This window comes from Streptomyces hundungensis (assembly GCF_003627815.1).
Classification (GTDB): domain Bacteria; phylum Actinomycetota; class Actinomycetes; order Streptomycetales; family Streptomycetaceae; genus Streptomyces; species Streptomyces hundungensis_A.
The window spans coordinates 3,570,893-3,583,399 of record NZ_CP032698.1 but is presented as its reverse complement, the minus strand read 5'-3'; the positions used below and the strand labels follow the sequence as shown (position 1 = coordinate 3,583,399).

The window sequence follows — 12,507 nt, the reverse complement described above, 5'->3', positions numbered from 1 at the left end:
CAGCGGACGCTTTTCAGCGGTCTTCGCTGTAGGACCGATCACCTCCCCTCTCCAGCTGGAGTAAGACATGCCCCCCAAGGGTCGTCAGGGCGCTGCCAAGAAGGTGCGCCGCAAGGAAAAGAAGAACGTCGCTCACGGCCACGCGCACATCAAGAGCACGTTCAACAACACCATCGTCTCGATCACGGACCCCTCGGGCAACGTGATCTCCTGGGCGTCCGCCGGCCACGTCGGCTTCAAGGGCTCCCGCAAGTCGACTCCGTTCGCCGCGCAGATGGCCGCCGAGTCGGCCGCCCGCCGCGCGCAGGAGCACGGCATGCGCAAGGTTGACGTCTTCGTCAAGGGCCCGGGTTCGGGTCGCGAGACCGCCATCCGTTCGCTTCAGGCGACCGGTCTTGAGGTCGGCTCCATCCAGGACGTCACCCCCACGCCGCACAACGGCTGCCGTCCCCCCAAGCGGAGGCGCGTCTGACCTCAGGTGCGTTACGCATCTGTGGTTGGCGCCGGCTTTTCGGCTTCAAGGCTCGGGCGGTACGGCTCCTTCGGGCTGTGCCGCCCGTACCCTTGCAGTACGCAGTACCCCGCAGTACCCAGCAGGGCATCAAATAGTGGGTGCCCATGACTGAAGGATCTCCCCATGCTTATCGCTCAGCGCCCCTCGCTGACCGAAGAGGTCGTTGACGAGTACCGCTCGCGGTTCGTCATCGAGCCCCTGGAGCCCGGCTTCGGCTACACGCTCGGCAACTCCCTGCGTCGTACGCTCCTCTCCTCGATCCCCGGCGCCGCTGTCACCAGCATCCGGATCGACGGTGTCCTGCACGAGTTCACCACCGTGCCGGGCGTCAAGGAGGACGTCACCGACCTCATCCTCAACATCAAGCAGCTGGTCGTCTCCTCGGAGCACGACGAGCCGGTCGTGATGTACCTGCGCAAGCAGGGTCCCGGCCTGGTCACCGCTGCTGACATCGCCCCGCCGGCCGGTGTCGAGGTGCACAACCCCGACCTGGTGCTCGCCACGCTCAACGGCAAGGGCAAGCTGGAGATGGAGCTGACCGTCGAGCGCGGTCGCGGCTACGTCTCCGCCGTGCAGAACAAGCAGCTGGGCCAGGAGATCGGCCGCATCCCGGTCGACTCCATCTACTCCCCGGTGCTCAAGGTCACGTACAAGGTCGAGGCGACCCGTGTCGAGCAGCGCACCGACTTCGACAAGCTGATCGTCGACGTCGAGACCAAGCAGGCCATGCGTCCCCGTGACGCCATGGCGTCGGCCGGTAAGACCCTGGTCGAGCTGTTCGGTCTGGCGCGCGAGCTCAACATCGACGCCGAGGGCATCGACATGGGCCCGTCCCCGACGGACGCCGCCCTCGCCGCCGATCTCGCCCTGCCGATCGAGGAGCTTGAGCTCACCGTTCGGTCGTACAACTGCCTCAAGCGTGAGGGCATCCACTCCGTGGGTGAGCTCGTGGCGCGCTCCGAGGCGGACCTGCTCGACATCCGCAACTTCGGTGCGAAGTCGATCGACGAGGTCAAGGCGAAGCTGGCCGGTATGGGCCTCGCGCTGAAGGACTCGCCTCCCGGCTTCGACCCGACCGCCGCGGCTGACGCCTTCGGCGCCGATGATGACGCGGACGCCGGGTTCGTGGAGACCGAGCAGTACTAAGAGCTCGGGCCGTCCGGTCCGTTCTTGGGTGCGGGTGCTCTGTGCTTGATCGCGCAGTTCCCCGCGCCCCTTCCGGAAGCGCCCCTTCGGGGCTGCTTCCGGATCTCCGACAGGCGGCCGCCTGCTCGGACACTGACATCGGTACCTCATACGGCCGGTGCAGATCACTAGGAGAATCACCATGCCGCGTCCCGCAAAGGGTGCCCGCCTGGGCGGCAGCGCCGCGCACGAGCGTCTGCTCCTCGCCAACCTGGCGAAGTCGCTCTTCGAGCACGGCCGCATCACGACGACCGAGGCCAAGGCCCGCCGCCTGCGTCCGGTCGCCGAGCGCCTGATCACCAAGGCGAAGAAGGGCGACATCCACAACCGTCGCCTGGTGCTTCAGACGATCACCGACAAGGGCATCGTCCACACCCTCTTCACCGAGATCGCGCCCCGCTACGAGGAGCGTCCGGGTGGCTACACCCGTATCACCAAGATCGGCAACCGCCGTGGTGACAACGCTCCGATGGCCGTGATCGAGCTGGTCGAGGGCGAGATCGCCAAGAAGGCGACCGTCGCCGAGGCCGAGGCCGCCACCGTGCGCGCCGTCAAGGAGTCCGACGCCAAGGCCGCTGACGCCGAGAACGTCGAGGACGCCAAGCCGGCCGACGAGGCGAAGGACGCGTAAGCGTTCTGAAGGCTGGTGAACGGGCCCGTTCCCTTCGGGGGGCGGGCCCGTTCTGCTGTCGAGATGCGTTGAGAGGATCTGTTACGTGAGTGATGAGGTGGAGCCCGGCCTCGTCCGGGTGCGGCTTGATCTGTCCTACGACGGCAAGGACTTCTCCGGCTGGGCCCGGCAGCCGCTGGGGCGCCGGACCGTACAGGGCGAGATTGAGGACGCGCTGCGCACGGTGACGCGCTCCGACGTGAGTTACGACCTGACGGTCGCCGGGCGTACGGACGCGGGAGTGCACGCGCGCGGCCAGGTCGCCCATGTCGACCTGCCGCAAGAGGTGTGGGCCGAGCACCGCGAGAAGCTGCTGCGGCGGATGGCGGGGCGGCTGCCGCACGATGTGCGGATCTGGCGGATCGCCGAGGCCCCGAGCGGGTTCAACGCGCGGTTCTCCGCCATCTGGCGCCGGTACGCCTACCGGGTGACCGACAACGTCGGCGGGGTGGACCCCCTGCTGCGCGGTCATGTCCTGTGGCACGACTGGGAGTTGGACGTCGAGGCGATGAACGCGGCGTCCGCGGCGCTGCTCGGCGAGCACGACTTCGCGGCGTACTGCAAGAAGCGCGAGGGCGCCACCACCATCCGCACCCTCCAGGAGCTGTCCTGGGCGCGCGGCGACGACGGGATCGTCACCGCGACGGTGCGCGCGGACGCCTTCTGCCACAACATGGTGCGCTCACTGGTGGGCGCGCTGCTGTACGTCGGTGACGGGCACCGGGGCGTGGAGTGGCCCGGCAAGGTCCTCGCGGCGGCGGTGCGCGACTCCTCCGTACACGTGGTCAAGCCGCACGGGCTGACCCTGGAGGAAGTCGGTTACCCCGCCGACGAGTTGCTCGCCGCGCGCAGCAAGGAGGCCCGCAACCTCCGTACCCTGCCCGGGAGTTCAGGCGGCGGGCCGGGCGGCTGCTGCTGAGGCCTGGTTGCGGCCGCGGGCGACGATCTGGTCGAAGGTGAACTTCGCGAGGTCGTTGCCCGCGGCGAAGACGGCCGTGTCGCCCTGCGTCACGTTCTTGCCGTTGGTGAAGCCGCTGATCGTGAAGTAGGCATAGCGGCCATAGGAGTTGGTCGTGTTGCGGCAGACCGATCCGCCGCGGCAGAAGGTGTTCACTCCGGAGCCCGAAAGCGAGGCTATGCCGCCGGACGCCTGCTCCTTGGCCTTGGTGGCCTGCACGTCGGTGTCGAAGACCGCGACGCCCACCGTGACCGCGACGCCGTCCTTGGTGAAGGTGGCCCGGATGACCTGCCGGCAGCCGTTGTTGGCGAGGGTCGCGCCCAGGGAGCCCTGGGTGACCGAGGCGCAGTCGGTGACCTTGCCGGTGGGGCCCTTGGCGTAGGCGCCGCTGCCCAGGGTGAGGCTCTGGCCCGGGAAGAGGGTGTCGGCGCCGAGCGGTGCGGTGTCCTTCTTCGCGCTGGCGACGAAGTCGTACGGGTTGGGCGGGGGCGGCGGGGCCACATGGGAGAACGAGGGCCCCGGCTGCGCGCTGTCGCTGGGCAGCGCCGGGGGAGAGGGCAGCGCGCTCGTGGACTTGCCGTCGTCCGAGGAGCCCGCGTTCACGATGACGGCGGCCACGACCGCGACGACCGCCGCGGTGGCGACCGCGCCCGCGCCGATGAAGATCCACTTCTTGCGCCGGTTGCGTGCGGCCGAGGCGTCGGCGAGCGCCGCCCAGTCCGGTGTCTGCTGATCCCCCGGGCCCCACCCGGGTCCCCCTTGCCCAAAGCTCATGCCGCGCATCCTAATTCGATTGTTCAGGGGGCCGGTGCCTGGGCGACAATCCGCCCATGGGACATCTTGAGGCTGCACACCTGGAGTACTACCTGCCGGACGGGCGGGTGCTGCTCGGCGACGCTTCGTTCCGGGTGGCGGAGGGCTCGGTGGTGGCCCTGGTCGGCGCCAACGGGGCCGGTAAGACGACGCTGTTGCGGATGATCTCCGGTGAGCTCCAGCCGCACGGCGGCTCGGTGTCGGTCAGCGGCGGCCTCGGTGTGATGCCGCAGTTCGTCGGCTCGGTGCGGGACGAGCGGACCGTACGCGACCTGCTGGTCTCCGTCGCCCAGCCCCGGATCAGGGAGGCCGCGGCCGAGGTCGACGCGGCCGAGCACCTGATCATGACGGTGGACGACGAGGCCGCGCAGATGAAGTACGCGCAGGCGCTCAGCGACTGGGCGGAGGCGCGCGGCTACGAGGCCGAGACGGTCTGGGACATGTGCACCATGGCCGCGCTCGGGATGCCGTACGACAAGGCCCAGTTCCGCGAGGTGCGCACCCTCAGCGGCGGTGAGCAGAAGCGGCTCGTCCTGGAGGCGCTGCTGCGCGGGCCCGACGAGGTGCTGCTCCTGGACGAACCGGACAACTATCTGGACGTGCCCGGCAAGCGCTGGCTCGAGGAGCGGCTGCGCGAGACCCGCAAGACCGTCCTGTTCGTCTCGCACGACCGGGAGCTGCTCTCCCGAGCCGCCGAGCGGATCGTGAGCCTGGAGCCGAGCCCGGCGGGCACGGACGTGTGGGTGCACGGCGCCGGATTCGCCACCTACCACCAGGCGCGCCGGGAGCGGTTCGCGCGCTTCGAGGAGCTCAAGCGGCGCTGGGACGAGGAGCACGCCCGCCTCAAGGCGCTGGTGCTGCGGCTGCGCAACCAGGCCGCGATCAGCCCCGACATGGCGTCCCGCTACCACGCGATGCAGACGCGCTTCAAGAAGTTCGAGGAGGCCGGGCCGCCGCCGGAGCCGCCGCGCGAGCAGGAGATCACCATGCGGCTGCGCGGCGGCCGCACCGGTGTGCGCGCCCTGACCTGCGAGAACCTTGAGCTGACCGGCCTGATGAAGCCGTTCTCGCTGGAGGTCTTCTACGGCGAGCGGGTCGCGGTCCTCGGCTCCAATGGCTCCGGGAAGTCGCACTTCCTGCGGCTGCTCGCGGGGGACGCGTCGGTGGCGTACACGGGGAACTGGAAGCTGGGCGCGCGGGTCGTGCCCGGGCACTTCGCGCAGACCCACGCCCACCCCGAGCTCCTCGGGCGCACCCTCGTCGACATCCTGTGGAGCGAACACGCCAAGGACCGTGGGGCCGCGATGTCGGTGCTGCGGCGTTACGAGCTGGAGCGCCAGGGCGACCAGCCCTTCGAGAAGCTCTCCGGCGGCCAGCAGGCCCGCTTCCAGATCCTCCTCCTCGAGCTGGCCGGCACCACCGCGCTCCTCCTGGACGAGCCGACGGACAACCTGGACCTGGAGTCCGCGGAAGCGCTCCAGGACGGTCTGGAGTCGTACGACGGGACCGTGCTCGCGGTGACCCACGACCGCTGGTTCTCCAAGTCGTTCGACCGCTATCTGGTCTTCGGCTCGGACGGAGTGGTGCGCGAGACGTCGGAGCCGGTGTGGGACGAGCGCCGGGTGGAGCGGGCCCGCTAAAGCGTTTACGCAGGTCAGGCCCCGGTAGGGCGGGATCGGGCCAGGAGCCCCCGGGGCGGTTTTGACCCGTCCGGGGGCGCCCGGGTATCCTTCTGGTTCGTTATGCGTATTGGCTCGGTCGCTCTCACGCGAAGGGCCCTGCGTAAGTTCTCTGGAGCAGTTACCAGTGGCTCGCATACGGGCAGCGTCCCCGGCACTGTGAGTCCCAGCTGCATATCGCTTCAGGGTGCAATGACTCTGGTACCCCATCCACTGAAGAAGCGAAGGCTACGAAGTGCGTACGTACAGCCCCAAGCCCGGCGACATCACTCGCCAGTGGCACGTCATTGATGCCCGGGACGTCGTCCTGGGGCGTCTGGCGACCACCGCCGCGAACCTCCTCCGGGGCAAGCACAAGCCCGTCTATGCGCCCCACATGGACATGGGTGACTTCGTCATCATCATCAACGCCGACAAGGTTCACCTGTCCGGCAACAAGAAGACCCAGAAGATGGCCTACCGCCACTCCGGCTACCCGGGCGGTCTCCGTTCGGTGCGCTACGACGACCTCCTGGCGAACAACCCGGAGAAGGCCGTCGAGAAGGCCATCAAGGGCATGATCCCCAAGAACACCCTGGGCCGTCAGATGATTTCGAAGCTGAAGGTCTACTCGGGCGACCAGCACCCCCACGCTGCCCAGCAGCCGGTGCCGTTCGAGATCACCCAGGTCGCGCAGTAGTTCCGGCCACACCCCCTAAGACAGAAAAGAATCTGAGGAGCATCGTGGCCGAGACCACTGTCGAGACCCCCGTCGAGGGCGAAGAGACCTACGCGGAGGTCACCACCTTCGAGTCCGAGGTCCCCGTCGAGGGCGAGTACACCACCGAGTCGATGGCGTCCCGCTTCGGCGACCCGCAGCCGGCCGCCGGCCTGGGCCGTCGCAAGAACGCCATCGCCCGTGTCCGGATCGTCCCGGGCACCGGCAAGTGGAAGATCAACGGGCGTACGCTCGAGGACTACTTCCCGAACAAGGTCCACCAGCAGGAAGTCAACGAGCCCTTCAAGGTGCTCGAGCTCGACAACCGCTACGACGTCATCGCCCGCATCTCGGGTGGCGGCGTGTCCGGTCAGGCCGGCGCCCTGCGCCTCGGCGTGGCCCGCGCGCTGAACGAGGCGGACGTGGACAACAACCGCGCCGCCCTCAAGAAGGCCGGCTTCCTCTCCCGCGACGACCGTGCGGTCGAGCGCAAGAAGGCCGGTCTCAAGAAGGCCCGTAAGGCTCCGCAGTACAGCAAGCGCTAAATCCGCGCCTGCCACTACGGCTTTCGTTCGCCCCGGCAGCACTCTGCGTGCTGCCGGGGCGTTCGTCTATCTACCCCGCACTTTGAGGTTTTCGGAGGACAGACGTGGGACGACTCTTCGGCACGGACGGCGTGCGCGGTGTCGCCAACTCGGATCTGACGGCCGAGCTCGCGCTCGGTCTGTCGGTCGCGGCGGCGCATGTGCTCGCCGAGGCGGGGACCTTCGAGGGGCATCGCCCGACCGCCGTGGTCGGGCGCGACCCCCGGGCGTCGGGAGAGTTTCTGGAGGCCGCGGTCGTCGCGGGCCTCGCGAGCGCGGGCGTGGACGTCCTGCGGGTCGGTGTGCTGCCCACCCCCGCGGTGGCGTACCTCACCGGTGTGCTGGGCGCCGACCTCGGCGTCATGCTCTCGGCCAGTCACAACGCCATGCCGGACAACGGTGTCAAGTTCTTCGCGCGCGGCGGCCACAAGCTCGCCGACGAGCTGGAGGACCGCATCGAGTCGATCTACGAGCAGCACCGCACGGGTGCCCCCTGGGAGCGTCCGACCGGTGCCGGCGTGGGCCGCGTCCGCTCGTACAAGGAGGGCTTCGACCGTTACGTGGCCCACCTCATCGGGGTGCTGCCCAACCGCCTCGACGGCCTGAAGGTCGTCCTGGACGAGGCGCACGGCGCGGCCGCCCGGGTCTCGCCGGAGGCGTTCGCGCGGGCCGGCGCCGAGGTCGTCACGATCGGTGCCGAGCCGGACGGGCTCAACATCAACGACGGCTGCGGCTCCACCCACCTCGACCTCCTCAAGGCGGCCGTCGTCGAGCACGGCGCCGACCTCGGCATCGCGCACGACGGCGACGCCGACCGCTGCCTGGCCGTGGACGCCGAGGGCAACGAGGTCGACGGCGACCAGATCCTCGCGGTGCTCGCGCTCGCCATGCGCGAGGCGGGCACGCTGCGCGGCAACACCGTCGTCGGCACCGTGATGTCGAACCTCGGCTTCAAGATCGCCATGGAGGGCGAGGGCATTCAGCTCGTCCAGACCGGCGTCGGCGACCGCTACGTCCTGGAGTCGATGAAGGAGCACGGCTACGCGCTGGGCGGCGAGCAGTCCGGCCACGTGATCATCCTGGACCACGCGACCACCGGTGACGGCACGCTGACCGGTCTGATGCTGGCCGCCCGCGTCGCCGCGACCCGCCGTACGCTCGCCGACCTCGCCGGGGTCATGACGCGCCTCCCGCAGGTCCTGGTCAACGTCCCCGACGTCGACAAGTCCCGGGTCGCCACCTCCGCCGAGCTCGGCACGGCCGTCGCCGAGGCCGAGCGCGAGCTGGGTGCCACCGGCCGGGTGCTGCTGCGGCCCTCGGGCACCGAGCCGCTGGTGCGCGTAATGGTGGAGGCCGCCGACATCGAGCAGGCCCGCTCGGTGGCCGGCCGTCTCGCCGACGTCGTCAAGTCGGCGCTCGGCTAAGGGAGTTGACGCTTGCGCTGACTCGCCCAGAGCGCCTTCTGGGCGAGCAGCGTCAGCGTGCCGGACAGGACGATGCCGGCCAGGTTGGCGAGCAGTTGCCAACTGGAGCCCCAGGTCTGGCCGTAGTCCTGATAGCTGAACGCCATCGCGGCGTTGGCCGCGGCGGGGACGGTGGTCACCGAGATGGCCACCCCGATCAGCGCGCCCGACTTGGCGGAGGTCAGGGACAGCGTTCCGGCGATGCCCGCCAGGAACGCCACGACGAACGACATCCAGTCGGGCCGGAAGATGAACGCCGTGTTCGGCCGGGGCGCCTCGATCATCGACTTGTCGAAGAGCCCGAGCACCTCCATCAGCCAGCCGAAGCCCGCGGTGAGCAGCATCGCCGAGGCGAAGCCCACGACCAGCGCGAGCAGCGAGCGCCCCACCAGGCGCGGGGCGCGGCGCACCAGGGCGGTGGAGATACCGGCAAGCGGCCCGAACTCGGGGCCCACCGCCATCGCGCCCACGATCAGGATCGCGTTGTCGAGCATCACCCCGCACGCCGCCAGCATCGTCGCGACGGCGAGGAACGCCACATAGGTGATCGACAGCGTCGACTCCTCGTGGGTGGCGTCGGTCAGCGACTCCCACAGGACCGCGTCCGCGCCCTCGCCGGGCGCCTCCGCCTCGGCCTTGTCGGCCCGCTTCGAGATCGAAAGATCGATGTGATCGACGGCGATCGAACCGTCCCGGTCGAGACCGATCGCTCGCAGCTCGGCGATCAACTCGTCGCCCGCCTCACGGGCCACGTCACACAGCACGAGGTCGCCGACGGGATTGCGGGCCGCGCCCGAAAGCACCGCCAGGTGTGCGGTGCCCACCGTCGACTCGATGGTGCGCACGACCTCCTCGGTGCGATCGGCGGGCACGATCAGACGCAGGTGCAGCACGGTTCCTCGCCGGGTCGGGGCTTGCGCGGTGTCGGGGCTGTCCGGGGTGTTCGGGCTGCCAGAGCTGCCAGAGGTGTCAGAGCTTGCGGAGCGAGATCTTCTGGATCTTGTGGTCCGGTCCCTTGCGCACGACGAGCGTGGCGCGTCCGCGCGTGGGCGCCACATTCTCCACCAGGTTGGGCCGGTTGATGGTCCGCCAGGTCGTCCGCGCGTAGTCGAGCGCCTCCTCCTCGGAGACCTGGGTGTACTTGCGGAAGTACGAGAACGGGTTCTGGAATGCGGTGTCGCGCAGCTTGCGGAAGCGGTTGAGGTACCAGGTCTCGATGTCCTCGGTGCGCGCGTCCACGTACACACTGAAGTCGAAGTAGTCCGCGAGGCCGACCCGGGTGCGGCCGTCCTGGCCGGGCAGGGCGGGCTGGAGGACGTTGAGGCCCTCCACGATCAGGATGTCGGGGCGGCGCACCACGAGCCGCTCGTCCGGCACGATGTCGTAGATCAGGTGCGAGTAGACGGGCGCGGTGACCTCGTCCTTGCCCGCCTTGATGTCCGCGACGAACCGGGTCAGGGCCCGCCGGTCGTACGACTCGGGGAAGCCCTTGCGCGACATCAGGCCGCGGCGCTCGAGCTCGGCCATCGGGTACAGGAAGCCGTCGGTGGTGACCAGCTCCACCCGCGGGTGCTCGGGCCAGCGGGCCAGCAGCGCCTGGAGCAGACGCGCCACCGTCGACTTGCCGACCGCCACCGAACCCGCGACCCCTATGACGAAGGGGGTGCCGTGCTGGGTGCCGTGCCCGTTGCCCGCGTCACCGAGGAAGGTGTTGAGGGTGCCGCGCAGATTGGCGGTGGCCCCCACGTACAGGTTGAGCAGCCGGGACAGCGGCAGATAGATGTCGCGGACCTCGTCGAGGTCGATGACGTCGCCGAGCCCCCGCAGTCGCTCGACCTCGTCGGCGGTCAGCGGCAGCGGCGTCTTGTCGCGCAGAGCGCTCCACTCCGCGCGTGTCAGGTCCACATAGGGAGTCGCCTCCGGCTTGCGGTGGGCGCTCCGGGGCGGCGAGGTGATCACGACTCCATTGTTGCGGCTGTATGACGTGCGTGGGGGGTGGGGTGGGTCACTTGCCGTAAGGCGGGAAATACGGATGAAGCGTCGCGCACGCCCCGGCTGAGGCAGAAAGAGGGGGTCGCGGTCGTAGGCTGCCGCCATGTGCGGAATCGTGGGTTATGTGGGCGGGCAGTCGGCGCTTGACGTCGTGGTGGCGGGCCTGAAGCGGCTCGAGTACCGCGGATACGACTCGGCCGGTGTCGCGGTCCTCGCGGACGGCGGACTCGCCGCGGCGAAGAAGGCCGGCAAGCTGGTCAACCTGGAGAAGGCGCTCGTGGAGGCGCCCCTGCCCGCCGGGGCGACCGGCATCGGGCACACCCGATGGGCCACGCACGGCGGCCCCACCGACACCAACGCGCACCCGCACCTGGACAACGCCGGGCGGGTCGCGGTCGTGCACAACGGGATCATCGAGAACTTCGCCGCGCTGCGGGCCGAGCTCGCCGAGCGCGGCCACGCGCTCGCCTCCGAGACGGACACCGAGGTCGTGGCCCACCTCCTTGCCGAGTGCTACTCCTCGTCCGAGGACCTGGCGGAGGCGATGCGCCAGGTGTGCCGGCGTCTGGAGGGAGCGTTCACGCTGGTCGCCGTGCACGCCGACGAGCCGGACGTGGTGGTGGGCGCGCGACGCAACTCGCCGCTCGTGGTGGGCGTCGGCGAGGGGGAGGCCTTCCTCGCCTCCGACGTCGCCGCGTTCATCGCGCACACCCGCTCCGCCCTCGAACTCGGCCAGGACCAGGTCGTCGAAGTGCGCCGGGACGCCGTGGTGGTCACCGACTTCGACGGCGCGCCCGCCGAGACCCGGGCCTACCACGTCGACTGGGACGCCTCGGCCGCCGAGAAGGGCGGCTACGACTACTTCATGCTGAAGGAGATCGCCGAGCAGCCCAAGGCGGTCGCCGACACGCTGCTCGGACGGATCGACGCGGCGGGCTCGCTGACCCTGGATGAACTGCGGATCCCGCACGCCGTGCTGCGCGAGATCGACAAGGTCGTCGTCGTGGCGTGCGGGACGGCCTACCACGCGGGCATGATCGCGAAGCTGGCGATCGAGCACTGGACGCGGATCCCGTGCGAGACCGAGCTCGCCAGCGAGTTCCGCTACCGCGACCCGATCCTCGACCAGCGCACCCTGGTCATCGCGATCTCGCAGTCCGGCGAGACCATGGACACCCTGATGGCGCTGCGGCACGCCCGCGAACAGGGCGCGAAGGTCCTCGCGATCTGCAACACCAACGGTTCGACGATCCCGCGCGAGTCGGACGCGGTCCTGTACACGCACGCGGGACCCGAGGTGGCGGTGGCCTCGACCAAGGCCTTCCTCACCCAGCTGGTGGCCTGCTACCTCGTCGCGCTCTACCTCGGCCAGGTGCGCGGCACCAAGTGGGGTGACGAGATCGGGGACGTGGTGCGTGACCTCGCGGAGATCGCCACCGAGGTCGACCGGGTGCTCGAAACCATGGAGCCCGTACGGGAGTTGGCGCGCTCGCTGGCCGCCAAGAACACGGTGCTCTTCCTCGGTCGGCACGTGGGCTACCCGGTCGCGCTCGAAGGCGCGCTCAAGCTCAAGGAGCTGGCGTACATGCACGCGGAGGGGTTCGCGGCGGGCGAGCTCAAGCACGGGCCGATCGCCCTGATCGAGGAGGACCTGCCGGTGGTCGTCGTCGTGCCGTCGCCGCGCGGGCGGTCGGTCCTGCACGACAAGATCGTGTCCAACATCCAGGAGATCCGGGCGCGAGGGGCACGCACGATCGTGATCGCGGAGGAGGGGGACGAGGCGGTGGTCCCGTACGCCGACCACCTCATCCGCATCCCGGCCACCCCCACGCTGCTCCAGCCGCTGGTGGCAGCCGTGCCGCTCCAGGTCTTCGCCTGCGAACTGGCGACGGCCCGGGGCAACGAGGTCGACCAGCCGCGCAATCTGGCCAAGTCTGTGACGGTGGAGTGAG

The 12,507-nt window shown here is 69.6% G+C and carries 12 protein-coding genes; 9 read left to right on the top strand and 3 right to left on the bottom strand.

Translation table 11 applies throughout. From position 1 onward, the window contains the following. Positions 1–67: 67 nt before the first annotated feature. From rpsK to truA, 4 genes are all read left to right on the top strand, one after another. Positions 68–472 carry a 30S ribosomal protein S11 gene (gene rpsK, locus DWB77_RS15815; RefSeq protein WP_003956432.1) on the top strand — a complete coding sequence of 135 codons (405 nt, stop codon included), beginning with the start codon at positions 68–70 and terminating at the stop codon, positions 470–472. Positions 473–637: 165 nt separating this feature from the next. Further along, positions 638–1,660: a DNA-directed RNA polymerase subunit alpha gene (locus DWB77_RS15810; protein ID WP_010473911.1), complete on the top strand. Its 1,023-nt coding sequence runs from the start codon at positions 638–640 to the stop codon at positions 1,658–1,660. A 181-nt stretch (positions 1,661–1,841) separates the two neighbouring features. Next, positions 1,842–2,330 carry a 50S ribosomal protein L17 gene (rplQ, locus tag DWB77_RS15805; RefSeq protein ID WP_120721892.1) on the top strand — a complete coding sequence of 163 codons (489 nt, stop codon included), beginning with the start codon at positions 1,842–1,844 and terminating at the stop codon, positions 2,328–2,330. Between the two features lie 85 nt (positions 2,331–2,415). Beyond that, complete coding sequence (truA, locus tag DWB77_RS15800; protein WP_120721891.1) at positions 2,416–3,288, top strand: tRNA pseudouridine(38-40) synthase TruA; 873 nt, start codon at positions 2,416–2,418, stop codon at positions 3,286–3,288. Here truA and DWB77_RS15795 read toward each other — a convergent pair. Further along, entirely contained in the window at positions 3,259–4,101 is an 843-nt protein-coding gene (locus DWB77_RS15795) for a hypothetical protein (RefSeq protein WP_120721890.1), read from the bottom strand. The two genes, truA and DWB77_RS15795, sit on opposite strands and share 30 nt — an antisense overlap. Before the next feature lie 56 nt (positions 4,102–4,157). Here DWB77_RS15795 and DWB77_RS15790 point away from each other — a divergent pair, with 56 nt between their 5' ends. The 4 genes from DWB77_RS15790 (at position 4,158) to glmM (ending at position 8,524) form a co-directional block, all read left to right on the top strand. Then, positions 4,158–5,780: an ABC-F family ATP-binding cassette domain-containing protein gene (locus tag DWB77_RS15790; RefSeq protein ID WP_120721889.1), complete on the top strand. Its 1,623-nt coding sequence runs from the start codon at positions 4,158–4,160 to the stop codon at positions 5,778–5,780. Positions 5,781–6,054: 274 nt separating this feature from the next. Further along, positions 6,055–6,498 carry a 50S ribosomal protein L13 gene (gene rplM, locus DWB77_RS15785; protein WP_120721888.1) on the top strand — a complete coding sequence of 148 codons (444 nt, stop codon included), beginning with the start codon at positions 6,055–6,057 and terminating at the stop codon, positions 6,496–6,498. A 44-nt stretch (positions 6,499–6,542) separates the two neighbouring features. After that, complete coding sequence (gene rpsI, locus DWB77_RS15780; protein ID WP_120721887.1) at positions 6,543–7,061, top strand: 30S ribosomal protein S9; 519 nt, start codon at positions 6,543–6,545, stop codon at positions 7,059–7,061. Between the two features lie 104 nt (positions 7,062–7,165). Continuing rightward, on the top strand, positions 7,166–8,524 hold the full coding sequence (gene glmM / locus DWB77_RS15775) for a phosphoglucosamine mutase (protein WP_120721886.1): 1,359 nt from the start codon (positions 7,166–7,168) through the stop codon (positions 8,522–8,524). Here the strand turns inward: glmM and DWB77_RS15770 are convergent. Continuing rightward, a complete protein-coding gene (locus tag DWB77_RS15770; RefSeq protein ID WP_120721885.1) occupies positions 8,521–9,456 on the bottom strand; it encodes a DUF389 domain-containing protein in 936 nt (311 codons plus the stop codon). The genes glmM and DWB77_RS15770 overlap by 4 nt on opposite strands. 76 nt (positions 9,457–9,532) lie before the next feature. Next, positions 9,533–10,522: a type I pantothenate kinase gene (gene coaA, locus DWB77_RS15765; protein WP_120721884.1), complete on the bottom strand. Its 990-nt coding sequence runs from the start codon at positions 10,520–10,522 to the stop codon at positions 9,533–9,535. Between the two features lie 136 nt (positions 10,523–10,658). Here coaA and glmS point away from each other — a divergent pair, with 136 nt between their 5' ends. After that, on the top strand, positions 10,659–12,506 hold the full coding sequence (gene glmS / locus DWB77_RS15760) for a glutamine--fructose-6-phosphate transaminase (isomerizing) (RefSeq protein ID WP_120721883.1): 1,848 nt from the start codon (positions 10,659–10,661) through the stop codon (positions 12,504–12,506). Position 12,507: the final 1 nt, after the last annotated feature.